The organism is Novosphingobium sp. SL115, assembly GCF_026672515.1.
Taxonomy (GTDB): Bacteria; Pseudomonadota; Alphaproteobacteria; order Sphingomonadales; family Sphingomonadaceae; genus Novosphingobium.
On record NZ_JAPPRG010000002.1, the window covers coordinates 1306824 to 1331293 of the forward strand.

At 60.5% G+C, this 24470-nt stretch carries 22 protein-coding genes; 10 read left to right on the top strand and 12 right to left on the bottom strand.

Annotation, left to right across the window (positions count from 1 at the left end):
- The first annotated feature begins 62 nt into the window (after window positions 1–62).
- The 6 genes from OVA07_RS07835 (at window position 63) to OVA07_RS07860 (ending at window position 4838) form a co-directional block, all read left to right on the top strand.
- A complete protein-coding gene (locus OVA07_RS07835) occupies window positions 63–1967 on the top strand; it encodes an asparagine synthetase B family protein (RefSeq protein WP_268170894.1) in 1905 nt (634 codons plus the stop codon).
- Between the two features lie 166 nt (window positions 1968–2133).
- Window positions 2134–2280, top strand: a complete 147-nt coding sequence (locus tag OVA07_RS07840) for a hypothetical protein (RefSeq protein WP_268170895.1) — start codon at window positions 2134–2136, stop codon at window positions 2278–2280.
- 94 nt (window positions 2281–2374) lie between these two features.
- On the top strand, window positions 2375–2533 hold the full coding sequence (locus OVA07_RS07845; RefSeq protein WP_268170896.1) for a hypothetical protein: 159 nt from the start codon (window positions 2375–2377) through the stop codon (window positions 2531–2533).
- 29 nt (window positions 2534–2562) lie between these two features.
- The gene (locus tag OVA07_RS07850; RefSeq protein ID WP_268170897.1) at window positions 2563–3684 is read left to right on the top strand and encodes a 50S ribosomal protein L11 methyltransferase; all 1122 of its coding nucleotides are present in this window, start codon (window positions 2563–2565) and stop codon (window positions 3682–3684) included.
- The gene (locus OVA07_RS07855) at window positions 3681–4559 is read left to right on the top strand and encodes a hypothetical protein (RefSeq protein WP_268170898.1); all 879 of its coding nucleotides are present in this window, start codon (window positions 3681–3683) and stop codon (window positions 4557–4559) included. The genes OVA07_RS07850 and OVA07_RS07855 overlap by 4 nt, the downstream gene beginning before the upstream one ends.
- A gap of 6 nt (window positions 4560–4565) precedes the next feature.
- Window positions 4566–4838: a PqqD family protein gene (locus OVA07_RS07860; protein ID WP_268170899.1), complete on the top strand. Its 273-nt coding sequence runs from the start codon at window positions 4566–4568 to the stop codon at window positions 4836–4838.
- Between the two features lie 38 nt (window positions 4839–4876).
- Here the strand turns inward: OVA07_RS07860 and OVA07_RS07865 are convergent, their stop codons facing one another.
- From OVA07_RS07865 to OVA07_RS07880, 4 genes are all read right to left on the bottom strand, one after another.
- Entirely contained in the window at window positions 4877–5647 is a 771-nt protein-coding gene (locus OVA07_RS07865) for a hypothetical protein (RefSeq protein ID WP_268170900.1), read from the bottom strand.
- 107 nt (window positions 5648–5754) lie between these two features.
- Complete coding sequence (locus tag OVA07_RS07870; protein WP_268170901.1) at window positions 5755–5946, bottom strand: hypothetical protein; 192 nt, start codon at window positions 5944–5946, stop codon at window positions 5755–5757.
- A 150-nt stretch (window positions 5947–6096) separates the two neighbouring features.
- Entirely contained in the window at window positions 6097–7479 is a 1383-nt protein-coding gene (locus tag OVA07_RS07875) for an alkaline phosphatase family protein (RefSeq protein WP_268170902.1), read from the bottom strand.
- 1 nt (window position 7480) lies between these two features.
- Complete coding sequence (locus OVA07_RS07880) at window positions 7481–9772, bottom strand: TonB-dependent receptor domain-containing protein (RefSeq protein ID WP_268170903.1); 2292 nt, start codon at window positions 9770–9772, stop codon at window positions 7481–7483.
- A 171-nt stretch (window positions 9773–9943) separates the two neighbouring features.
- Between OVA07_RS07880 and OVA07_RS07885 the strand changes: the two genes are divergently transcribed.
- Window positions 9944–12103 carry an RNA degradosome polyphosphate kinase gene (locus tag OVA07_RS07885; RefSeq protein WP_268172651.1) on the top strand — a complete coding sequence of 720 codons (2160 nt, stop codon included), beginning with the start codon at window positions 9944–9946 and terminating at the stop codon, window positions 12101–12103.
- A 12-nt stretch (window positions 12104–12115) separates the two neighbouring features.
- Window positions 12116–13567, top strand: coding sequence for a Ppx/GppA family phosphatase (locus OVA07_RS07890; RefSeq protein WP_268170904.1), 1452 nt, complete (start codon window positions 12116–12118; stop codon window positions 13565–13567).
- A gap of 7 nt (window positions 13568–13574) precedes the next feature.
- On the opposite strand, the gene OVA07_RS07895 is transcribed toward OVA07_RS07890, so the two are convergent.
- Window positions 13575–14483 (bottom strand): SDR family NAD(P)-dependent oxidoreductase, encoded by a 909-nt coding sequence (locus tag OVA07_RS07895; RefSeq protein ID WP_268170905.1) that lies wholly within the window; start codon window positions 14481–14483, stop codon window positions 13575–13577.
- Window positions 14484–14567: 84 nt separating this feature from the next.
- A complete protein-coding gene (gene putA / locus OVA07_RS07900) occupies window positions 14568–18011 on the bottom strand; it encodes a bifunctional proline dehydrogenase/L-glutamate gamma-semialdehyde dehydrogenase PutA (RefSeq protein ID WP_268170906.1) in 3444 nt (1147 codons plus the stop codon).
- 102 nt (window positions 18012–18113) lie between these two features.
- On the opposite strand from putA, the gene OVA07_RS07905 reads away from it, so the two are divergent.
- Window positions 18114–18584 (top strand): Lrp/AsnC family transcriptional regulator, encoded by a 471-nt coding sequence (locus OVA07_RS07905; RefSeq protein WP_268170907.1) that lies wholly within the window; start codon window positions 18114–18116, stop codon window positions 18582–18584.
- Here the strand turns inward: OVA07_RS07905 and OVA07_RS07910 are convergent, their stop codons facing one another.
- Window positions 18585–19208 carry a TetR/AcrR family transcriptional regulator gene (locus tag OVA07_RS07910; RefSeq protein WP_268170908.1) on the bottom strand — a complete coding sequence of 208 codons (624 nt, stop codon included), beginning with the start codon at window positions 19206–19208 and terminating at the stop codon, window positions 18585–18587.
- A 65-nt stretch (window positions 19209–19273) separates the two neighbouring features.
- Between OVA07_RS07910 and OVA07_RS07915 the strand changes: the two genes are divergently transcribed.
- Window positions 19274–20290, top strand: coding sequence for an aromatic ring-hydroxylating dioxygenase subunit alpha (locus OVA07_RS07915; protein WP_268170909.1), 1017 nt, complete (start codon window positions 19274–19276; stop codon window positions 20288–20290).
- Between the two features lie 77 nt (window positions 20291–20367).
- Here OVA07_RS07915 and OVA07_RS07920 read toward each other — a convergent pair whose 3' ends face one another.
- The 5 genes from OVA07_RS07920 to OVA07_RS07940 are packed head-to-tail and all read right to left on the bottom strand — an operon-like array spanning window position 20368 to window position 24328.
- Window positions 20368–20796 (bottom strand): nuclear transport factor 2 family protein, encoded by a 429-nt coding sequence (locus OVA07_RS07920; protein WP_268170910.1) that lies wholly within the window; start codon window positions 20794–20796, stop codon window positions 20368–20370.
- The gene (locus OVA07_RS07925; RefSeq protein ID WP_268170911.1) at window positions 20793–21182 is read right to left on the bottom strand and encodes a C-glycoside deglycosidase beta subunit domain-containing protein; all 390 of its coding nucleotides are present in this window, start codon (window positions 21180–21182) and stop codon (window positions 20793–20795) included. Before OVA07_RS07925 ends, OVA07_RS07920 begins: the two co-directional genes overlap by 4 nt.
- Window positions 21182–22096, bottom strand: coding sequence for an alpha/beta hydrolase (locus OVA07_RS07930; RefSeq protein WP_268170912.1), 915 nt, complete (start codon window positions 22094–22096; stop codon window positions 21182–21184). Before OVA07_RS07930 ends, OVA07_RS07925 begins: the two co-directional genes overlap by 1 nt.
- Window positions 22093–23103: a sugar phosphate isomerase/epimerase family protein gene (locus tag OVA07_RS07935; RefSeq protein ID WP_268170913.1), complete on the bottom strand. Its 1011-nt coding sequence runs from the start codon at window positions 23101–23103 to the stop codon at window positions 22093–22095. The genes OVA07_RS07930 and OVA07_RS07935 overlap by 4 nt, the downstream gene beginning before the upstream one ends.
- Window positions 23104–23119: 16 nt before the next feature.
- Window positions 23120–24328 (bottom strand): MFS transporter, encoded by a 1209-nt coding sequence (locus OVA07_RS07940; RefSeq protein ID WP_268170914.1) that lies wholly within the window; start codon window positions 24326–24328, stop codon window positions 23120–23122.
- Between the last annotated feature and the right edge of the window lie 142 nt (window positions 24329–24470).

A 24470-nucleotide genomic window follows, 5' to 3' on the forward strand; every position in this document is an offset into this window, starting at 1 on the left:
CTGCGGAATCAATTGCCGCAGCGTGCCCACCTATTCCTGCTGACAATCTGCGGAGTGCTTCCTTGAGCGGTATTGCTGCCATCATCCGATTTGACGGCCATCCGGTGGACGGGGATGCGATCCGGCGGATGACGGGAGCCATGGCCTATCGCGGGCGTGACGGCATTCGCCATGATTTCCGGCAAACCTTTGCGCTGGGGCACTGCGCCTTTCACACCACGGCCGAAGCGCTGGAGGCCAATATGCCGCTGGCCAGTGCGGAATCGGGGCTGGTCATCGTGATGGATGGATATCTGGCTAACCCCGATGAGCTGCGCGCAGAACTCGTCACCAGAAACGCCCGTCTGCGGAACCGGTCGGATGCCGAACTGGTGCTTCATGCGTTCGAAACATGGGGTGAGCGTTGCGTCGACCATCTGGAGGGCGAATTCGCATTCCTGATTTGTGACGAGCGGCAAGGCACGGTGTTTTGTGCAAAAGACCATGCGGGCATGCGACCGCTGCACTATCATTGGGACGGGCGTCGCCTGCTGGTCGCATCCGATATTGCAGGGGTGCTGGCGGCGGGCGATTTTGTGCCGCGGCTGGATGCAGATTCAATGGCCGAACATCTGGCCAGCGAGTTTTACAGGATCGACGCGACAGTCTGGTCTGGCGTGATGCGGCTGCCGTTCGCGTCGACCTTGATTGCCCAGCAAGCCACAGGAACCGGGCCGGTGTGCAGCCGGTACTGGCAGCCTCCGCTGGAAGTGCGTGAACTTTATCGCAAGGATGAGGATTACTTCGCCCATTACCGCGAGATGTTGATGGATTGTGTGCGGCGAGCATCGCGCAGCCATGCACCGGTGGCTTGTGAGGTCAGCGGCGGGCATGATTCATCCGCCTTGTTCGCGATGGCGTGCAGGCTGCAGCAGCGGCATGAATTGCCTGCTCCCGATGTGCAGGGGTTCACCATGGCCGGAGAGCCGGGCAGCGCTTCGGATGAAGTGGCTTTTGCGCGTGATGTCGGGCGGTTTCTGGGCAAGTCCATCCACGAAGCAACGCCGTTTGTGCCTGACCGGTCGTGGTATGAGGAGCAGGTCGCGCGGGATCGTGACATGCCCTATTTCCCCAACAGCGTGTCGATGGCCAATGAAGTGGCCGCTGCGACTGCGCAGGGCTGCCGCGTGCTGATTGACGGGGAGGGTGGTGACGAATTTGTTGGCGGGTCGGCATTTTATCTGAATGAGATGATCCGTGCTGGGGCGCTGGGTGATCTGGGTGCTGAACTGCGGCGTCTGGTGGCCCGCCGGGGCTGGCGTGTTACCGGCAAAGCGCTGTTCTGGTCAGGGATCCGGCCCTTGGGGCCACCCGCATTCAACGGCATGATGCGCCGCCTTCGCAAGCCGCGCGCGCCGTGGGGTGAACATCTTGGGATTGGGCCGCACTGGGTTTCTGCATCGGTGCAGGACCGGCTGGCGCAGCTTCGCGAAGCCGACTGGCGCGATGATCGATCTTGGCAAGTGGCTGATCCTGCGCGGCGCAAGATGTGGCGTGAGTTGCTGAACCCGTGGTTTGAGCAATTGCGGGATTGCAGTTCCCGGCTGGTCGCGCAGTTGGGCATGGAATTGCGCACGCCGATGTACAGCCGCCGTTATATCGAATTTGCTTTCGCTCTGCCTGAACGACTGCGCATCAGAAATGGCATGACGAAGTACATCCATTTACGAGCGATGCAGGCGGATCTACCCGAATCGGTGCTGGAGCGGCGCAGCAAAGCGGAGTTCAGCTTCACGTTTGATCGTCATCTGAAAGCCATGGCAAACGTGTTTTGTGAAGAAATTCCGGCGGTGGCAATCGGTGAAGTGTGTGGCGATGGCCTGCGCAATCTTTATGCCAACTATAGTTTGACGTCCGGCGCAGTGTGGGAACTGTGGCGGGTTTATGGTTGCCATCTGTTGCGGCAACAGCAAACCGACAGCGCTTAGCGCACCTTTCGCAGCATTCTGATTTTCAAGGCTTACTTTGGTGAGGGGGCAGGCCTGCGCCTGCTTGCGCGACCATTGCATTACAAAAATTAACTATCTTTGTTCTTTATCTTACGATGTGTAGCGCGCCTGCGCTGGCAGTGCCCCAAGGTATCAGGATATTGCTGTGTCTAAGAAAAGTGCCGGTTTTCCTGCATTCCTTGGGCTTGTTGCAGGGGTTGCTTTGCTGGCCGTTGTGCATTGCAAAAAGAATCTTGCTGATAACTCCAAAATGGATTACTTCGGTGGTAAGCAATTTCCTTTAGGATATTAACCTTAGGTTAGCATTCGGGAAGCGCTGCCGCTGGTGCCTTGCTGTTGGTCATCAAGCGGAAATCTGTTTCTTTTGATTGACTTGGAGACTGGATGTGACCGAACGTAGCTCTGACGCCCGCAAGGTTGTTGCTCGCCGCGCTTATGCTCGCCCGAATCTGACCATCTATGGCTCGGTCCGTGAACTGACCGGCGCAATGTCGGCCACCGGTTCCGACATGATGGCTATGCTGATGGCTGGCGAAGTTATCTAATAGCAGTTCTCTTGCTGGCTTGATTGGCATTGGACACGCTATTTGAACACCGGGGTTACCTGGTCGATACGCGCAGGGTTTCAAAGTATTCTGCTGCTGTCGGTCAGGTGATTTCTGACGGTGACCTTGTGGCTGATCTTGGATGCGGTTTTGGCATTCTTGGTCTGCTTTGCCTTAAGGCTGGTGCCGGTAAGGTTTGGGGCATTGATGGCACGGATGCCATTGATGTTGCCCGCGAAGCCATGCGGAAAAATGGCTATTCTGACCGCTATGAATGCGTGCATGAACAGACTTTCCGGGCGGAACTGCCTGAGAAGGTCGATGTTATCATCTGCGATCATATCGGCTATTTCGGTATCGATTACGGCATCATTCAATTGATGCACGACGCGCGGCAGCGTTTTTTGAAGCCGGGCGGTAAGATCATGCCAGAACGATTGCGTCTTTTTCTGGCGGGGGCACGGTCTGCATCGTGCCGTGGCCGCATGAGCGCGTGGGAAACTCCCGATGTGCCGGCCGAATTCAACTGGCTGCGGAGTTATGCGGTCAATACCAAATATCCGGTAAGCTTTGCGCCGGCTGATATCGTTACCGAACCCGTTCTGGTCGGCGGTGTCGAACTGGGTGACGAAGCGCCCGATACCCTGCCTTTCAAAGCAAGCCTTGTAGCCGATGAAACCGGCGTGATCGACGGCATCGCAGGCTGGTTTGAATGCGATCTTGGCGGCGGCGTGACGATGACCAATTCGCCGCTAGCCCGTGACCGCATTGACCGGACTCAGATTTTCCTCGGCTTTGATGAACCGCTCGCGGTGCGGGCCGGGGACACGATCGAAGTGTCCGTCCGGGTCAACCATACCAATTCGATTGTCGCCTGGACCGTGCGTGATCCCGCCACGGGCAAGCTGCAGCGTTATACCAACTGGGCCAGCATGCCGATGTCAGTCCATGAGCGGCTGAAGCCGGACAGTTCGGTTCGCGAACTGAACGGACGCGGACGGGCGATGAAGGTCGTTATCGGTTACATCGAAGCCGGAATGACATCTGTCGAGATTGAACAGGCCGTGCTGCAAAACCACCCAGACATGTTCCCCAGCGTGCAGGAAACCGTTCGTTTCGTGAAGGATGAGCTGGCCAGGTACTGTGTATGAATTACACGCTGGAGTGGCGTCCCGAACAAGAGCAGGACGAGATCGCGCAAGAGCCGTTTGATATCTGGCGGTCTTTGGACGGCGATGTTTCAGCGCTTTTTACCCGGACCCCCAGCGGCTTTCATGTGCGTTTTCTGGGTTGCGGTGATTACGAGATCGACGTGGAGGCGCGGCGGGTAATCTGCACACCAGTGCCCGATTTTCCGGATGATTCCAGCCAAAATATCTTCGCCAACCAGATTGTTCCGTTGCTGTGGACATATGATGGCAAGCCGGTGCTGCATGGCAGCGCCGTGGTGATCGATGGCGCGGCTTTTGCCTTTCTGGGGCCGAGCGGGCGCGGAAAATCGACGATGGCCGCAGCATTTGCCAAGGCAGGTTTTGCTTTCCTGACGGATGACGGCCTGGTTCTGAACCGCGAAGGCGATGCCTTTTTTGCCGAACCGCATCTGGCATCGATCCGCTTGTTGCCTGACAGCGAGCGGGCGGTGATGGGGACCGACACCTGCCCGGATGATGGTAGCGCGGGCAAAGTGCGGGTTCATGCAGGGCCGGGGGTCCCCTATGCCAGCGATCGTGCGCGAGTGGGCGGGATCTACTTGATGCGTGAACCGGATGCTGTGCGCGGCGCGGCGGGGGTAACGGTTCAGCCGCTGTCTCTTGCCGAAAGCATCGACGCGCTGCTGCAGCATTCCTTCCTGCTGGATTCCAAAGACAAGAAGCGAATGCGCGCTCACTTTGAAACAATGGGGGCGCTGGCAGAAAGCTGTCCCATGTTTGGACTGGATTATCCCAGAGACTACAGCCGTCTTGATGATACTATCGGCACGATTGCGGCGCACGCCAGAGATGTTGTTGCGCAGGACGAAAGGTAATTGATCTTGAAGTTGACCGATTCATTTTCCCTGTCCGAAGACGCGGTTGCCCGCATGGTAGGCGAGGAAACCATGTTGCTCGATCTGGCCAGCGGAACGTATTTTGGCCTTGATAGCGTAGGCGGCCGTTTCTGGCAGTTGCTGGAAGAAGGTATGACCGGGGTTGCCGCGCGTGATGCCATGCTGGAAGAATATGAAGTGTCGGCCGAACAGATCGACGCCGATCTGAACGATCTGGTCGCGCAACTTGCCGACAAGGGTCTGCTGCTGCCGAATTGATGTACTGGGCCTGCCCCAGTAGGGGCAGGCTGCGGGAATCAGGCGGGCAGGCTGATATTCGGAATGGTATCGAGTTCGGGAATATCAAACAGCCGCGCCCAATTGCGCGGCTGAACGATTTCAGCGGTGCCTTCGGGGATGAAGTGGAAGAACAGCAGGTCGCAAAACGCCTTGCGCCCATCAGCCGGGATGGGATCGCGGTAGTGCCATTGGCTTGCCCCTGAAAACAGCAGCGCATCGCCCGGTTCCAGTGCCAGCGACCGGATTTCGTGGGGCGAGCGCTTTTCGCAGACGGCGCGCCAGTCCTCGATCAGTTCTTCGCGGTCTTCGGGCCACGGGATGATCGAACTGAAACTGATTGGCCATGGATCGCTTTGATCGACGCACAGGTCGAAGGTCCACTTGGCCGACGGCGTATCCAGATGAGGTTCGCACACCCCGCGCCGCGAGTAGAGCGACAGGAAATTGTAGCACGGTTCAACCCGCTCACCGGCCAGTTCGGACACGAAATCCACCATGGTTGCCTGCATCGCGGTGAAGGCAGGCCAGTCATGCACGATCAGCCGTCCGAACTTTTGCAGTTCATGCAGTTCCATGGCATCGCGGGGGATCGCGGCGATAGTTTCGCGGATATCCTGCAGTGCTTTGGCATCCAGAAAGCCGGAGACATATTTCACTTGAAACGCATCATCGGTGCGGAATGCCGACATGGCATGTTCAAATTCGGACAGGCGGGTGGGAGCAACCTGCGCAATCATCTTTTTGGCGTCGAAATAGCGCCTGAGCCAGATGGAATCGTACCAGTCCATTGAATAGCATCGCCTTGAAAGTCGGTCGCACAGACCAACTTTCTACCAGCCAGAGATGCAATGGTCACGCCAATTTGACGGTAAATCGAGCCCAGCTGGCAGGGTTTTCAGGCGGCGATGGACTGGCTGCAGGTTTGTCCCACGGGGGCGACAATCGGCAGTTCGTCATACGGAGGGGCAAAGCCCAGCGCCTCGTAGATTTCGCGCCGGAGGTAGGGGAAAGCGTCACCAGCGTCTTCGTGAACGCGGGCGCATTCGCCCAGGTAACTGTCGGTGGTACGGAAAAGACCGCGCTTCATACGACTCATCTTTGTGAACGCCCAGATAGCTTCCAAGACACCGGTAAGCGTATAATCGCCAAGGTTTTTGTGGTTGGTCACATTGTGGTGATATTCTGGATAGAGCGCTGCACGGGCCGCCCGGATGGCGGGCGACCCGTGCAGTTTTCATCAGCGCGACAATGATAGCGGCTGCGTTTCTGCAGACGGTAGCGTTGTGCCCATGATGGCAGCCAGTGTGGGGGCGATGGCGCGCATGTCGATTTCGCCAAGGTTGCGGCCCCTGTCGATTCCCTTACCCATGATAAGGAAGGTTGAGCGCATTTCTGGCATGGCGGGGAAATAGCCATGCATGCCCTTGTAGCGCGCTGGTTTTGCCAGCGGGGCATCGGCGGCAAAAGTGCCCGCGAGTGCGCCTGCCTGCAGATCGACATAGAATGCCGCTTGCGGATTGCCGCCAAGCCGGGCGATCTCTTCGCGCCCGATCACTTCGGCGATGCGCGCTTGCGGGGTTGCGGCCAGTTTGTCCAGCAAGGCGGAAACCTTGCCCATCAGCGCGGTATCATCCGGCCGCGCCAGCGCAACTGCGATGGAGCCGCCCGACGGCCAGGGCATGGCGTCCCAACTGGTGACTTTGCCGTCTGCGCCCAGCGTTATCAGCCCGGCGTCGAGGAACGGGCGGAACAGGTTTATTTCGGTATCCGTGGCGACAAAGCCATGATCGCTGACCAGCGCGATAACCGCTTGCGGATGGGCGGCGCGTTCGGCTGCGACCATTTTGCCCACGGCAGCATCCAGTCGTTCGAGCACGGCGTTGGCTTCAGCCGATCCGGGCCCGAACAGGTGTTCTTCATGGTCGAGCGCAGCCAGATAGACCGTCAGGAACTGCGGCTGCTTCGTCTCGATCAGGCGCGCGGCAAATTTGGCGCGGGTTTCATCGCCGGTAATGCCTTCATCGATGCCATCGGCATAAGCTCCGCAATCGTGTTCCAGCGCGGCGTAAAGTCCGTCGCTGGAAAGCGATTTCAGCAGTTTGCGGTCATCGGCATGGCCCGAACGCCAGATTTGCGGCAGGTTCCAGTCCAGCGTGGAAACGCCGACGCTGACCGGCCAGTGGACATTGGCGGTGGTGCGTCCGGCCTTTTTGGCCACATCCCACAGCGTGGGCGCGGTGATGTCTTCAGCATACCAGAACCAGCCGCCGTAGTTCACCTGTTTGGGATCAAACGTTGTGTTCGAAACAATACCGTGGCGGGCAGGCGCGACGCCGGTAATCAGCGTGGTGTGGCTGGGGTAGGTGACCGTCGGCAGATTGCCGTTGACGCCGGTGGCGTAAGCACCTTCGGCCACGAAGCGACGCAGGTTAGGGATTTTCAGGCCGCGCTTTTCAGCCTCCAGCACGTCGCCGGGGCGCAACCCGTCGATGGAGATGAGCAGGACCGGTGCAGGGGCGGGGGCAGGGGCGGCGTCCTTGGCCTGAACGGCGACAGGCGCCGCACTGCAAAGCAGCGCGACGCCCGCAACCAGGGCCTTTCCGAAGGAAAGACGGGCCATATCAGAAGCCAGCCTTCAGCGTGACGAAGACCTGACGCGGTGCCGCGGCCAGCAGGGTCTGATTATCGCCGCTGAAGCCGAAGCCGTTTGAGCCGATTGTGCCGACATAACGCTTGTCGAACAGGTTGACGGCGTTGAGCTGAAGCTCAACCGGTTGGCGCTGACCGATGTTCAGGCGATAGCCGATGGTGGCATCGACGAGTGCGCGACCGGGCACCGACATGTCGTTGAGGAAGGTGAAGTAGCGCTTCGACATGTAGTTTACGCCAATACGGCCAAATGCGCTTTCGCTGTCATACGAAAGTTCGCCGCGCAGCATGTGCTTGGGCGCATCGACCACGGTCTTGCCTGCGGTGGGTACGGTGGTAGTGACGCCGCCGGTGGTAAACACCACATCGTTGCGATACGTGGTATCGTTGTAGCTGTATGACGCGAACGCACCAAAGCCCATCGGCAGCTTCAGGTCGACGGCAGCTTCCAGACCCAGCGCGCGGACCGAGCCGACATTCTGCAGGGCGTTGGCCGAACCCACGATGCCAACTGAGGTCGGGATCACCAGCAGACGGTCGCGGAAGTTGACGTAATAACCGGCCAGAACTGCGTTCACGATGCCGGTGTTATAGCGCAGACCCGCTTCATAGGTGTCCGAGCTTTCCGGCTTGAGCGTATCCTTGATGGCATCGAAACCGTCCTGCGTGGACGAGAACGGGCCACTGGTGGTCGATGCCTGGAACGCGCGGGTGACCTGCGTGAACCCTGCGAAGGCTTCAAGGCCGTTGCCCAGCTTGTAGTTAAGGCCGACATGCGGCTGGAACCAGTCTTCAACCTTGAGATCGCCTGTGGCGCGGCTGTTGGTATTGACCAGCGAGAAGGCGTTGGTGTCGACCGAATAGCCCTTCCAGCCAAGGCTGACCTTCAGATCGCCGAAGTCGATGTCGTCGGTGACGTAATACTGGATGGTGTCGGTTTCAAACGCGATGGACCATTGGGTTGCGAACGGATTGGTCTGGAAATCCAGATGGTCGCGGCCCGGATTGGTGCGGCTTTCATAGGCGTAAAAGCGGCGCGACTGGATGAAGTCGTTCTTTTCGTACCAGCCGCCAATCTTCAGGCTGTTCGCGCCGTATGTGGCGGCATAGGATGCGAATGCGCCCTTGCGCTTGATGTCGTATTCCGTGGTGCGCAGCGCCATGGGAACGCCGGTTGGGCTGTTCACATAGGGCGAGCCCCATGTCCCCTGACCGTCGTTTTCGTGGTAGTAACCCTTGATCGCGAACTTGCCGCTGTCACCCACTGGCAGCGTCAGGCCGAGTGCGGCCAGCGTATCCTTGCGCAAGCCCGATGCGTCGTAATAGGCATCGTCGGCAGTCGCAACGGGCGAAGGATAGGTGGTGCCCGCAACGGCGTTCAGCGGGGCTGTGCCGCTGTCGCCACGATTGGCGGCAATATCGGCCACCTGCAGCGCCAGCGCATAGTTGGACGGGCCGAAGTTGTCCCAATCATAACCAAGGCGATTAAGCTGGGCGAGGCTGAGATCCTGATAATCCTGTTCGGCGCGGTCGGAATAGCTGATGTAACCGTCAAGTTCAGCCCCGCCACCCAGCGGCATGATGCCCTTGGCGTTGACCATCAGCGTGCGCTGCTTGCCGTCACCCTTCCACTTGTCGCCGTCCTGATACTGGACCGATGCAAAAGCGCGTGCGCCGTCTTCTGTGCCAAGGCCGAGCCGGGCAAAACCACGCCATGTGTTGGCCGAACCATAAGTGCCGCTGGCAGTGACGCCCAGCGCGTCCTTGGGGTCAAGCGACAGGAATTGCAGCGTGCCGCCAAGGTTGTTGGTCGACTGCGTATCGATTGAACCGGACCCTTGCGAAACACGGGTCACGCCGATGTTTTCAGAGGTGATCGCGCGGCTGATGTGCAGACCGTTGTGGTTGCCATAGGTCATGTCGCCCAGCGGAATGCCATCAAGCGTGAAGCCAAGCTGGTTCTGGCTGAAACCGCGAATGGTGATGCGGGTCGACCATTCATAGTTACCGAAAGCATCGGCCGACTGGAAGTTGACGCTGGGCAGCTTTTCAACGGCCTTGAGCGGGCTGGTGCCCGACGCAAGGATGGTGAGTTCCTGATTGGACAGTTCCTGCACCTGACGGGTCTGTCCCTGGCCCAGCACCACGATTTCCATGGCATCGGAGGCGGCCGGAAGAGCTTCGTCAGCAGGCAAAGTCTGGGCGAAGGCTGGTGCGGTGGCGACAAGCGACGTGCTGGCAAGCAGCAGAGTGGCGATACGCATTATAGTTTCCCTCAATTGCCGAATGGCGAGATGCGGCTAGGCCTTCGCTGTTGCAGCATCGTGCAAATTCAGGGACAGATCAGCGACATATGTGTGACGGTGGGTTGACGGCAGCCATTCGATGCAGTCCTGTCACACGACTGTAACGCGGGATGCGCAATGGCAGGAGTCATGTCGGCAGGGGAACACAGCAGCGACGTGGCCGGCTTGCCGCCGGTTCACGAACGATTCTTCAACCGGGAGCTGAGCTGGCTGGCGTTCAACCGGCGCGTGCTGGCTGAAGCAGTGAATCTTGATTATCCGCTGCTGGAGCGCCTGCGCTTTCTATCAATCAGCGGCAGCAATCTTGACGAATTCATGATGGTGCGCGTGGCCGGGATTGCCGGGCAGGTGCGCCGCCAGATTGATGAACTTTCGATTGATGGCAAGACCCCGCAGCAACAACTTGGCGGGCTGCTGGATGCGGTGAAGGATCTGATCGACGCGCAGCAGGATGTACTGGCGGGGCTGGCGCAAGACCTTGCCGGGGCGGGTATCCGGCTGATCGACAAGGATTCCCTGACCAAAAGCGAAGCCGATTGGCTGCGCAGCTACTTTGAAGAACATGTGGTGCCGGTGCTGACACCGCAGGCAATCGATCCCGCCCACCCGTTCCCGTTCATCGCCAATCAGGGCACAGGTATCCTGTTCCAGATGCAACGGCTGGCCGATAGCGCCGGGGTGACGGAAATGATCCTGATCCCGCCCGCGCTGCCGCGGTTCGTGCGTCTGCCGGGAGACAAGGCTTCATGGATCGGAATTGAAGAACTGGTGCGGCGCCATGCCACGCTGCTGTTCCCCGGCTTTCGCATTCTGGGCGATGGTACGTTCCGCGTGCTGCGCGACAGCGATATCGAACTGGAAGAAGACGCAGAAGATCTGGTGCGGTATTACCGCACGGCTATTCAGCGCCGCCGCCGCGGTAAAGTGATCCTGCTGCAATTGCAGGAAAATTTTGACGCCGATGCCGAACGCTTGCTGCGCCAGCAATTGCGGCTGGATCATGCGCTGGTCATCAAGAGCCGTGGCCTGTTGGCGATGAGCGCGCTTTCCACCGTGATCGACGAAGACCGGCAGGATCTGAAATTCGATCCTTATAACCCGCGCTATCCCGAACGGGTGCTGGAACACGACGGCGACTGTTTTTCGGCGATCCGTGAAAAGGATCTGGTGATTCACCACCCTTACGAAAGTTTCGAGGTGGTGGTTGATTTTCTGCGGCAGGCTGCCGCCGATCCTGATGTCGTGGCGATCAAGCAGACGCTCTATCGTGCGGGCAAGCAATCGGCGGTTATTGCCGCGCTGATTACCGCGGCCGAGGCGGGCAAATCTGTTACCGCTGTGGTCGAACTGAAGGCGCGCTTTGACGAAGAGCAGAACCTGATGTGGGCGGCCCAGCTTGAGCGCGCGGGCGTTCAGGTAATCTATGGCTTTGTCGACTGGAAAACTCACGCCAAGGTCAGCCTTGTGGTTCGGCGCGAAGGGGGCGGCTATCGCACTTACTGCCATTTCGGCACGGGCAACTATCACCCGTTTACCGCGCGCATCTATACCGATCTGTCGTTCTTCACCGCCGACCCGCGCATGGGCCGCGACGCCGGGCAATTGTTCAACTTCGTCACCGGCTATGTCGAACCCAAGCAGACCGAACTGCTGGCAATTTCACCGATCAACCTGCGCGAACGCATCTACGAATGCATCGACCGTGAGATTACGCTGGCGCGGGCCGGGCGTCCGGCCACCATCTGGGCCAAGATGAACCAGTTGACCGATCCTGATCTGATCGACCGGCTTTACCTTGCCAGCATGGCCGGGGTGGAAATCCGGCTGGTGGTGCGCGGCATCTGCTGCCTGAAGCCGGGCATTGCGGGGCTTTCTGAGACGATCGAGGTCAAATCGATCATTGGCCGGTTCCTTGAACACAGCCGCATCTGGGCCTTTGGTAATGGCGCCCGCATGCCCAACAAGCGTGCGCGGCTGTTCATATCGTCGGCTGACGGGATGAGCCGCAATATGGGCCGGCGCGTCGAAGTGCTGGTCCCGGTGCGCAATCCGACCGTACATGACCAGATTCTCGATCAGGTAATGATGGCCAACCTGTTGGATACCGAACAGAGCTGGGCCTTGCAAAGCGATGGTACATATGAGCGGTTCGACAAGGGCGAACAGCCGTTTAACCTGCATCGCTATTTCATGACCAATCCGTCGCTTTCCGGGCGCGGAGCCGCGCTTTCCAGAGGAAGAAAAGTGCCCAAGCTTGCGCTTCGGCGCGGCGTGGCCCACCGTGGCTGAGTGAAGGAAAACGTGCAGCAAGGCAGGGCTATCGCCGGGGAGCATACCCGCGCGATCATCGACATTGGCTCCAACACGGTGCGGTTGGTGGTCTATGGCGGACCACCGCGTGCGCCAGCGGTCCTGCTGAACGAAAAGGTTACCGCCCGGCTGGGCAAAAGCGTGGCCGAGAACGGGCGGCTGGCTGACAAGGCGATGGCCAATGTGCTGGGCGCGCTGGCCCGCTATCGGGCGCTGATCGACCTCGGCGGTATTACCCGCGTCGACGTGGTGGCCACCGCCGCCGTGCGCGATGCCAGCAATGGCGCGGCCTTTCTGGATCGCGTCCGGGCCATCGGCTTTGCTCCGCGCCTGCTTTCGGGCGTGGAAGAAGCTGAAACCAGCGCGACCGGGGTGATTGGCGCTTTTCCCCATGCACGCGGGATCGTCGGTGATCTGGGTGGGGGCAGTCTTGAACTCGTAGATGTGGCCGATGGCGCGACCAGTCACGGGGTCAGCCTGCCGCTGGGGTCGCTGCGTCTTCCGGCCTTGCGCGCACAAGGGGACCGGACATTCGTGCGCAAGATCGGCGCAATGCTGGCCAAGGCGGATTGGGTGGCAGAACCCAATGCCACGCTCTATCTGGTTGGCGGATCGATGCGTGCCTTTGGCCGTGCGGCGATGGTGCGCATGGGCTGGCCGCTGGAAGATACCCACGGCTTCACGCTGGATGCGACGCAGGCGCTACAACTTGCCCGCCAGCTTTCGCGCCGGGGGCAGGTGCTGAAACCCATCGATGGCGTCTCGACCAGCCGCCTTGCCAGTATTCCCGATGCTGCTGCGCTGATTGCCGTGTTGCTGACCAAGCTGCAGCCGGGGCGGATCGTGTTTTCATCGTGGGGTCTGCGCGAAGGGGTGCTGTTTGCCTCCCTGCCCCATGACGTGCAGGTGCAAGACCCGTTGTTGGCGGGTGTGGCTGATTTCGTGGCTCCTGCCGGAATAACGATGGATGCGGGACGGGCAACCGCGCTCTGGATGGCCGATGTGGTGCCGCTTCCCGATGGGCCGATTGGCCTTGCCGCGATCATGCTGTGCCTTGCCGCCGGGAGGGTGGAGCCGAATCTCCGCCGCGATCTGCCCACCGACTGGGGCCTGCGCAAACGCTGGATCGGTGTCAGCAGCGAAGGCCGCGCCATGCTGGCCGCCGCGCTTCAGGGCAACGCGGGCAAGGTGCCTTTGCCGGATATTCTGGGCCAGTTGGCCCCGCCCGAACTGCTGATGCAGGCGCGCGGCTGGGGCCTTGCCGCACGGCTATGCCGCCGTTTTGGCGCAGGATCGCCTGCCGTGCTGGAAGGCAGCAAGCTGCGCGTCGAAAACGGACAGCTTGCCGTGCAGTGCGAACCTGCCATCGCGCCGCTGTTGCAGGAAGGGGCTCGGCGCGATCTGAAAGCACTGGCCGCGCATCTTGGCCTGCGGGCGGATTGACCGGCCTTCAGGTCAGATCATCAAGGCCAATGGCTTTCCCGTCCGCTGCCGCTTTGTTTGCAGCGCGGCGCAGCCGTTCGATATGCAGACGGCCTTCGGGGATGTCTTCCTTTGGCAGCGCATCGAGAGAGGTCTGGTAGATTTCGGCAAAGTCTTCGGCAAATTCGCCATGGGTCAGGATCAGTCCGCGATTTTCGGCCATGCCCGCCAGCGTTTTCTGCCCCACTTCCAGCGGGTCCATGCCCAGTTCGAACGCCGTGCCGAACTGTTCAAGCTCTGCCGCATCGGCCGGTTTGAAGCCTGAATCGGCAAAGTCATCGGGGCGCTTCAACGCGCTGGTCCATGCGTTGGTGCGGGTAAGGCCGGGGCACATCAACGATACGCCGATGCCGTGCGGTGCCAGATTGTAGCGCAGGCTTTCAGTCAAGCCGCGCACGGCAAATTTGCTGGCGGTATAGATGCCCGCTTGCGGCCCTGACAGATAAGCGGCCATCGACGCGACATTGACCACATGCCCGCCTTCGCCATGGGCCTTCATGCCGGGCAGGAATGACACCAGACCATTGACCACGCCGCCGAAATTGACGCCCATGATCCAGTCATAATCGGCATAGCTTGCTTCATCAGTCGGGCCGAACACGCTGACACCGGCATTGTTCACCAGCACATGCACTTTGCCCGCATCTGCCGCCACTTGTGCAAAGCCAGCGCGGTCGGTCACGTCCAGCTTTACGAAACGGGGTTGGGGCAGGCCATTTTCGTCAAACCAGCGGCCCGCTTCTTCACGGTCTTCCTCGCGCCTGTAGGACAGGATCAGATCCATGCCTGCCAGCGCAAAGGCGCGTGCGATGCCAAAGCCGATACCGTTGACCCCGCCGGTGATGAACGCGGTCCTGCCTGCAAACTTGTCCGTCATGTCTATATCCTCTTCCGTTTGGTAGGCTAACAATCTGCAAGGTCGTCGGCAACCATGGGAAGAGGCGCAATCACGCTGATTTCATTATGCCACGGCCATCAGGCTGGCGTTCCCGCCGGCTGCGGTGGTGTTGATGGACAGGGAAACTTCGCTGACCAGCATTGCGTCGCCATCTGCCGGACACAGCACCGGTACAATGGCCCCGTCCAGCCCCGCTACTGCTCTCTGAAATGCAAGCGTGAACGCAGCGTCCCCATCCACCAGCGCGCGGGCAAATGGTCCATGCGCCTGCCAACCGGGGTTCGCCACAATTGGCGTGCCGCCAAGCCGCTGCACCCGGCCAATCAGATTTTCGAGCGCGGTTTCGCGCTGGGCTGCCACCAACACTCGGCCCACCGGACGCAGCGCGTAAAGATTACGCTCGCCCACTGGCCCTGCCAGTTCCCGTTCGCCCAGATGCAGCGCGGGTGTGGCAGGAGCACTGGCCAGCAGTCGACGCAGATAAAGCGGCCCACCCGCCTTTGGTCCGGTGCCTGAAAGACCATGGCCCCCAAAGGGTTGCAGCCCCACCACGGCGCCAATCACGTTGCGATTGATATAGATGTTGCCTGCGCTGACCCGGTTTGTCACCCGCGCCACCGTTTCATCCAGCCGGGTGTGCAGGCCAAAGGTCAGGCCATAACCCCAGGCGTTGATCCGGTCGATCAGCGCATCCAGTTCTGCACGGCGATAGCGGATGACGTGCAGCACCGGGCCAAACACTTCGCGCTGCAATGGGGTCGCGTCCGTCAGTTCAATGATGGTGGGTGCAACGAAAGTCCCGGCCTGCGCCTTTTCCGGCAGCGCCAGCCGGTCGACCGCACAGCCCAAGGCTTTCATCTGTGCAACATGGGCCTCGATCATGGCTTGTGCTTCAATCGTGATGACCGGGCCAATGTCGGTGCGCAGATGGTCGGTCCTGCCAATCGACAATTCCGCCAGCGCGCCGCGCAGCATGGTCAGGACATGATCTGCCACGTCATCCTGCAGGCACAGCACACGCAGCGCTGAACAGCGCTGGCCCGCGCTGTCGAAAGCTGACGCGATAACATCGGCCACAACCTGTTCGGCAAGGGCGGAGCTATCCACGATCATGGCGTTCTGCCCGCCTGTTTCTGCGATCAGCGCAATCGGACGGCCCTGCGGGGAAAGGCGCGCAGCGAGCTGTTGCTGAATCAACCGTCCCACTTCGGTCGATCCGGTGAACAGGACGGCCGATACTTCGTGCGCGGCCACCAGTGCTGCACCCACTGCGCCATCGCCCGGCACCAGCAGCAGCGCGTCTTGAGGAATACCTGCGCCGTGCAGCATTCGCACAGCCTCGGCGGCGATCAGCGGGGTTTCCTCAGCTGGCTTTGCCACCACTGCATTGCCTGCCATTAGCGCCGCGGCGATCTGGCCCGTAAAAATCGCTAGCGGGAAGTTCCACGGGCTGATGCACAGCGCGACGCCAAGGGCGCGCGAACCCGCCATGAAGGGGGCTTGGGCAGCGTAATAGCGCAGGAAATCGACCGCTTCACGCACTTCGGCAATGGCGTTGGGCACCGACTTGCCCGCCTCGCGCACGATCAGCGCGATCAATTCGGGCATGGCTGCCTGCATGGTGTCGGCTGCGCGTTCCAGTATCACGGCACGGGCCGCCACTGGCACTTCATTCCAGCGCGATTGGCTGGCGATCTCCATGGCCTTTGCCGCGCCATCGGGTAAAGCCTCGGTCACATGGCCAACAATGTCGCTATGGTCTGCGGGGTTGCGCACTTCCTTTGCATTGCCGCAAGCAAGATTGGAAGCAGGCTGTGCCTTGCGTGCCTGTCGGGCTTCGGCGCGGAACCGTTCGCTCAACTTCGACAATTCGGATTCGTCCGCCAGATCCAGCCCGGCACTGTTCCGGCGGTCTGGATAAAGCGCGCGGGGATGCGCAATCAGCGGGTGAGGGGAGCCGGGCACGGCCATGGCCATGACTTCGGCCACCGGATCGGCAATGATCGCATCAATTGGCACATCCGGGTTGGCGATGCGGTTGACGAATGACGAATTGGCCCCATTTTCCAGCAGGCGCCGCACCAGATAGGCCAACAGCGTTTCATGCGTTCCGACCGGGGCGTAGATGCGGCAGGGGCGGTTCAACTTCTCTGGCCCAACCACTTCGTCGTACAGCGGTTCGCCCATGCCGTGCAGGCATTGGAATTCATAGTCGCCGGGCGAGAAGTCCGGCCCTGCCATACGCAGGATTGTCGCCAATGTCTGGGCGTTGTGCGTGGCGAATTGCGGGAACACGGCGGTCCTTGCCGCCAGTAACCGGCGCGCGCAGGCGATATAGGCGACGTCGGTGTGGACCTTGCGGGTATAGACCGGGAAATCGGCCTGCCCGTCCACTTGCGCGCGCTTGATCTCGGTATCCCAATAGGCACCCTTGACCAGCCGCACCATGATGCGCCTGCCGGATCGGCGTGCCAGATCGACGATCCAGTCAATCACGAAGGGACAACGCTTGCCATAAGCCTGTACGACAAAGCCCAGCCCGTTCCATCCCGCCAGTTCCGGGTCGGTGGCCAGCGCTTCCAGCAGGTCGAGCGACAATTCCAGCCGGTCGGCCTCTTCGGCATCGATGTTCAGGCCGATGTCGTAACGCAGCGCCAGCGTGGCCAGTGCTTTCACGCGCGGCAGCAGTTCGGCCATAACCCGCTCGGCCTGCGCGCGGGTATAGCGCGGGTGGAGGGCGGACAGCTTGATCGATATGCCGGGGCCGTCATACACGCCGCGCCCATTGGCCGAATGGCCGATGGCATGAATGGCGGCTTCGTAGTCGGCGTAATAGCGCGCGGCGTCCTTTGCGGTCATCGCTGCTTCGCCCAGCATGTCATAGCTGTAGCGAAAACCGCGCGCTTCCAGTGGGCGCGCACGTTTCAACGCTTGGGCTATGGTTTCGCCGGTGACGAACTGTTCGCCCATCATCCGCATGGCAAGGTCCACACCGCGCCGGATCACCGGTTCACCCGCCCGCGCGACAAGCCGGGTCAGCGCTGCGCCAAGGCCGGTATCGTCAACACTGGCGGCCAGTTTGCCTGTCACGACAAGGCCCCAAGTGGCGGCATTGACGAACAGTGATCGGTCCCCGCCCAGATGAGCCAGCCAGTCACCGCCCGCAATCTTGTCGCGGATCAGGTCATCGCGGGTGTCATTGTCGGGGATGCGCAGCAATGCTTCGGCAAGGCACATCAGCGCGACGCCTTCTTGCGTGGACAGGGCATATTCCTGCACCAGTTGTTCCACTCCGCCACCGCGCGGCTTGGCTCGTAAGGTTTCCACCAGTTTGCGGGCCAGCGCCGTGGCCGACTGCCGCACCGGCTCCGGCAGTGTCGCGGCGGGAAGCAGGTTGGCTATGCAATCCTGTTCAGGTCGGCGGGTAGCCGCGGTGATCGCGCGGCGCAGGTCGGACGGGGATGCAACAGGCGGTGCGAAGGCGGAGAAGGGCAAGGGGCTGGACATTGCTTATGCTACCATGCCTTGTCGGGACAGGTTGCCTTATGAATGGCAGGGATGTGGGTGAATTACCTTTATTTTGGCGAAATGACTGCGTAAAATATGGGAATGAATTCAGGTGAAAGGCAACTTGACCATTTTGATCGACGGATCATCGATCTTCTGTCGGGTGATGGGCGGATGCCCGTAACCGAACTGGCGGAAAAGGTGGGGTTGTCCAAAACCCCCTGTCAGGTGCGGCTGAAGCGGTTGATGGATGACGGGGTGATCCGCGGTTTCCGCGCCGTGGTGGACATGGCCCGGCTGGGGTTGGATCATGTAGCCTTTACCGAAGTGAAGCTGTCCGACACGCGCGAGGCGGCGCTGGCTGAGTTCAATCGCGGTGTCATGGCCATTCCCGAAATCGAGGAAGCACACATGATCGCAGGCAACTTCGATTACCTGCTGAAAGTGCGCACCGCCGATATCCGCCGTTTCCGCATGGTGCTGGGCGAAAAGATATCCACTCTGCCCCATGTGTCGAACACATCAACCTTCGTGGTGATGGAGCCGATCAAGGAACAGTCCCTGAAGGCGTGATTATCTGGCCGCAAGACGGCATCCATCAAGAAACAGGCCCACGCAGCGTTTTACATGGTGCGCCATTGCTGTTGCATCCAGATCTGCATCGACGCGATAGAGCCTGCGGCTGACCATACCTGATATGGTCAGGTCGAAGAACGACAGCGCCAAGGCTTCGGCGTCATCGCAGGCGATCAGCCCGCCGCTTGTCCAGTCGCGCAACCGCGCGGCCAGCAGTGCATTCAGCGGATCGACCGCCAGAGCGCGATACGTGTCGCCCACTTCGGGAAACAGGTGCCCTTCGGCAATGGCCATGCGGCCTACGAAAATGTTCTCGTCGGTCAGTATCCAATGCAGCGCGCGCGTGGCGAAGGCTTCCAGCCATGGCTGCGGATCATGCCGGTCCACATCGTCCAGATTCAGTGCTTCACGCCAGCGCGCGGCAATTCGCGCCACCACGCCTTCGAACAGGTCGCGCTTGGTAGGGAAATGGCGGAACATCGTGGGTTTCGACCCGCCAAAGCGTTCCAGAATGCGGTTGGTAGAAGCGCCGGCAAAACCTTCCGCCATGAATTCTGCCTGCGCCGCATTCAGAATGCGCGCGCGCACCACTTCGGGCTTGCGGCTGACGGGGCTTTTCATTTCACCCGATATCATTATAAAGAAACCAATTGGTTTATTTGATTCGTCATCTGGGGAGAATGACCGTGACCGCCTTTTTGCGCAATGCCTGGTATATGGCCTCTTGGAGCCATGAGGTGCCGGACGGCGGATTTCTGGCCCGCCGGTTTCTGGACAAGCCATGGGTGATCTGGCGCAAGGCAGATGGCGATCTGGTGATGATGGCTGATAGGTGCCCGCATCGCTTTGTGCCGCTCAGCCGGGGTGCGCGTGATGGCGACACGCTGCGCTGCGGGTATCACGGCCTTGCCTTCGATGGCAGCGGGGCTTGCGCGCACAATCCTTTTACCGGGCAGCCGCTGGATATTGCCAGGGTCGATGTTCTGCCAGTGGTCGAGAAGCATACTGGCGTGTGGTTCTGGCCCGGTGATGCGGACAAGGCCGATCCGGCGTTGATCCCCGACTATGCATTTCTGGACCACGACCGTCCGCTGCACCGCGGCCATCTGACCATGGATGCCAGCTATGAACTGGTCATCGACAATCTGATGGATCTGAGCCACGCGGAATTCATCCACAAGGATAGCTTTGGCGTGAATGGATCGCTGTTGTCACACGGCCAGCATCAGGTTGTGCAGGATGATGACGGCGCAATCTGGAACAACTGGACCATGCCTGATTCCACACCGCCAAGCTGGGCCGTGCCCATGCTGCCCGAAGGTGCGCTGATCGACCAATGGCTGCACATGCGCTGGCAGGCGCCATCATGCCTTGCGCTGTTTATCGGGCTGGCCCGGTCGGGCACAAACCGTACGGAAATGGTCGTGCCGCCCATGGCCGATCCGCACATCCTGACCCCGGCCACTCCAACATCCACCCACTATTTCTACACCCACGAACCCACGCCAGAAGCGTTTGCGTTGCTGGAACAGGCGTTTCTGGAAGAAGACCATCCCATACTGCACGCCCAGCAGGAAGCGATGGGCGAGACGGACTTCTGGGACATGCGCCCCGTCATCCTGCCATCGGACGCAGGTGCCATCCGCGTGCGGCGGCGCATGATGCAATTGCGCCGGGCAGAAGCGGGGGTAGCAGAACAATAGCGCATCAGCGCGCCGTTCGTGTTGAGCGTAGTCGAGACACGAACGGCAGGGGCTGGCGGGCTGGTGCTTGCCTGATTTCAGAACATCGGGTGCGGGTTGGCGGACTTTTCGGGGATCGGCTGGATCACGTCCCAGTGCTCCACGATCTTGCCGTCTTTCAACCGGTAGAAGTCCGCCACTGCCGCGCCGCGGGCCTCCGGGTTGGGGCGCGCGAAGATGTGGATTGCCGCCAGATCGCCATCGACCAGAATCTTGCGCACTTCAAAGCTGCGGGTGCGGTCCGAGAACATCGGCTGCAACAGCGCCACCGCTGCATCGCGGCCATCGGGCACGCCAGGGTTGTGCTGGATATAATCAGGCGCGACATAAGTTTCGAACGCGCCCTTCACATCGCGTTCGACATAGAACCGCCGCGCGAAATCTTCCATGATCTTGCGGTTGTCAGGTGCGGCTGGGCCATTGCCCAGCAGCGCCAGCGCGACAAGGGCAATGACCCGCCGCATCATGCCACCTCCACCATCTTTTCGTCGTTGTTGAACGCCGGGAAAGGCAGATAGGATACGCGCAGTTTCTGCTGAAGCGACAGCTTGTGGTCACCCGTGGGGAAGCCGCCGGCGTATTCGACAAGGATGGTGGCAGGCGTGCCGAAGGCCCAGCGGCGGTCGAACGCGGTTTCCATCTCGTCCAGCGTCAGCGGGCCAGGGCCTTCGTCGAAACGCACAGCGGCGCGGGGCAGAACTTCACCGTCCAGCCCGACGTTCAGTTCTTCGATCATCGACAGGCCAAGGCCGCGATAATAGCCGAGCTTGGCTTCAAATGCGAAGCCAGCGGGCGCATCAGCCGGGCCGATGTTGCGGACTGTTGCGGGATCAATCAGATACTTGTCGAACATCACTTGCGTCCTTTGAGCAGGCCGTTGACATCAAGCCAGCGCAGCATCAGGTCCGGCCATCCCGAACTGGTATCGGCAGCGTTGCCAATGCCAAAGCCGTGGCCGCCCCGCTGGAAGAGGTGGAACTCGATAGGCTTTCCGGCCTTGCGATAGCTGTCGATCAGCGCGGTTTGTCCGCCGGCCATGCCGATCAGAAAATCGTCGGCCGCAATCGCCACGAACATCGGCGGGGCGTTATCAGGCACGACCATGGGCCGCATGTTGGGATAGATCGGTGCGGCAAAGGCCGGCATGTCCGCCCCGGCATTGGCCACCACGCTGCGGGTCAGGAATCCGCCTGCGGAAAAGCCCATGAAGCCGATCCGCGTAGGATCAACACCGAATTCCGCTGCATGGGCGCGGACGTGGCGCAGCGCGGCAAGTCCATCAGCCAGCGCTTCTGCCGGAGTGTCGTCCGGCAGAGCCATATCCGTCTTTTCGCCTTTCAGCATGCGCGATAGCTTGTCGGAAAATTCAGCCTGCGATGCAGGGGTTGGCAGCACACGGTATTTCAGCACGAAGGCCGCCACGCCGTGGTTGGCGAACCAGCGGGCCACGTCCCAGCCTTCCTTCTCGATGGCAAGGCCAAGGAAACCGCCGCCCGGTGCCACGATCACTGCGGCGCCCGTGCCGCCGCCCACCGGCAGGACTGGGGTCAGCGTGGCGTGGGTGACATTGCGGACGGCGACCTGCCCGTTATCGCGGTGCCACACTTCGCGGTTGGGACCGTCGGGTGCGGGCAGGGCGATGGCGCCGGGCTGTGCGGGCGCGGCCATCGTATCGGTGCTGGGCGCCGGGCCTCCCTGTGCCAGCGCCGACGGAGCCAGCGCGAGAACTGCCAGCGCCACTCCGTAAGTCAGAGCCGAGCGGATCATGCTGCAACTCCGTGCTTGGCTTCAGCCTGCGCGATCAGGCGTTCGAACATCACATGCTGGCGGCGCACCTGCTCACGGCTGTCCACTTCATGGACGTCCTGAATCCAGCGATTGCCTTCGTATTCGCTGGACAGCGTGCCCTCCCAGCCGCAGCGCACCAGTTCATCGATCACTTCGTCATAGGCGATCGACGGATCGGTGCAGTCCTCGTTCATTTCATAGAACTTGGCCTGAATGTGGTGGAAATAGGGGGCATAATCGCCCAGCCGCTTGGGGTTGGCATAAGGGGCATGGCGCAGCGTTTCGGCCATGGCGATCTCGGCCTTGTTGCCTTGCATCTTCACGGCCACCTCATAGATCGTGTATTCAGCCATGATCTTGGCTTCATGCTGATCCACGATGAATTGCGTGACTTCCGGGCGCGCGCCCTGCCGTTCAAAGCGCGCGCGGAAAGCAGGCGGGTAGTGCTTCATGAAGATGCCCATGTCGGGCAGCACGCCAAGATGCTTTGTGCCCAGCCGGTCCGCCTCTTCGATGGTGCGCAGAATCCACGCATGTTCCATGTGCCATGGTGCGTGAACCTCGACGCCCATGTGGACGTCCAGGTCCTCGGCATAGGGCACGCAGCGGCCCAGAATATCGGGCCGCACGAACACCAGCACGCGCATGTTCTTGATGCCCAGCCGGTTGCACAGCTTCAGGTCGCGGACGATGCTTTCGACCTGTTCGTCATCGGTCATCAGTCGGTCCTTGCGGACCTTGGTATCAAGGAACATGTCATAGGCCGAAAGGTGGCAGCCATGGTGCGCGACCATCGCCTTCCAGTCATCCACTTGCGCGTCTGACAGGTTGGGGAAGGTTGGCATGTTCTGTTCAGGCAGGATTTCTATGCCGGTCGCGCCGATGGACGCGGCGAAGGACACGCAATCCTCCACGGTCATCTTCCCAAGGAATAGTTCTTCCTGAAAGGAATAGAGGCTTACGCCGCGTTTGATTTTTGAAGGCACTGGAGTTTCCTTTAATTCAGGCTTCGGCCGCCTGCGGCTGGCGCGGCGTGACGATGAACCAGGTGATGATGGCAATGCCGATGCCGACGACGCCCGCAATCACGAACGCACCCTGCATCGATCCTGCCGATGCGCGCGCGGCGCTGACCAGCAGGGGCGAGATGAACTGGCCGAAGAAGAACGCCGACGTCCACACGCCCATGCCGCGCCCGCGATGTTCGAACGGCAGATAGCTTTGCGCCCATGCGATCAGCGCGGGCACGGCCATTCCGGCACCGGTCTGTTGCAGCGCCATGCCAGCCACCATGCCCTTCCAGTCGTCTGCCATGCCGATCACGGCAAGGCCCGTGCCCAGCAGCAGCAGAAAGACGGTAAGCTGAATGCGCGGGCCAAATCGTCCGGTGCCCCAGAAAATCAGCGCGCCCACAATCACGAACATGCTGGGAATGGTGGTCAAACGGCCGATTTCAGCAGGGTCGGATACGCCCAGTTCCTGCCACACGATGCCGCCATTGATGATGAACACGTAATACAGAATGCCGCCCATCAGCGTGACGAGACCGAAGAGCGATACGCCTTTCCACGGGAACGGGGTGCTGGCTTCGGCACCGATGCCCAGCATCTTGCGGGCGGTATCATCGCTTTCGGGTTCATATATGAACGCCAGCATGGCGAAGAATACAAGGAACCCGACGGTGTAGATCAGGAACACCGAATTCCAGCTCATCGCGGTCAGATAACCTGATGTGAAGATCACCGCACTTCCAAAGAACGGGCCAAGCACGCCTTGAATCGACAGCCAGCGACGGCGGCCGGATTCGTCCCAGTAATCGCCGATCAGGGTGTTCACCGTGGTCAGGATTGCCGCTTCGGCCACGCCCAGCAACAGGCGCGAGGCGAAGATATGGTCCAGACTGTCAAGGAACATCGGAGCCACGCCAACCACGCCATACAACGCGGTGGAAATCAGCAGCAGCGGACGACGACCGAATTTGTCGACCATAAGCCCGGCAAACAGGGCAAGGATGGCGATGGACAGGCCCGGAGCAGAAACCATGGCGGGAACCTTGGTCGCAGCCGACGGATCGTCGGAGAAATGGGCAATCAGCGCGGGCACTGCCGGAAACATCGACACGATGGCGATGATCGGCAAAAACCCGGTGAGAACGATGGTTAGGCCCTGCGCAACACCCGGTTGCCGGTAGCCTGTGGAATGGCTCGTCATCGAATCTCCCTTCGCCAATCCCATGTGGCGGCGATTATTAGAACGATTATTCTTAAATTGTATCTCGCCTTGAGGCAAGGCTGTCAAGCGCCCGCGCATGCTGCGCATTTCATTCACCTTGTGAATGAAATGGCATAAATAA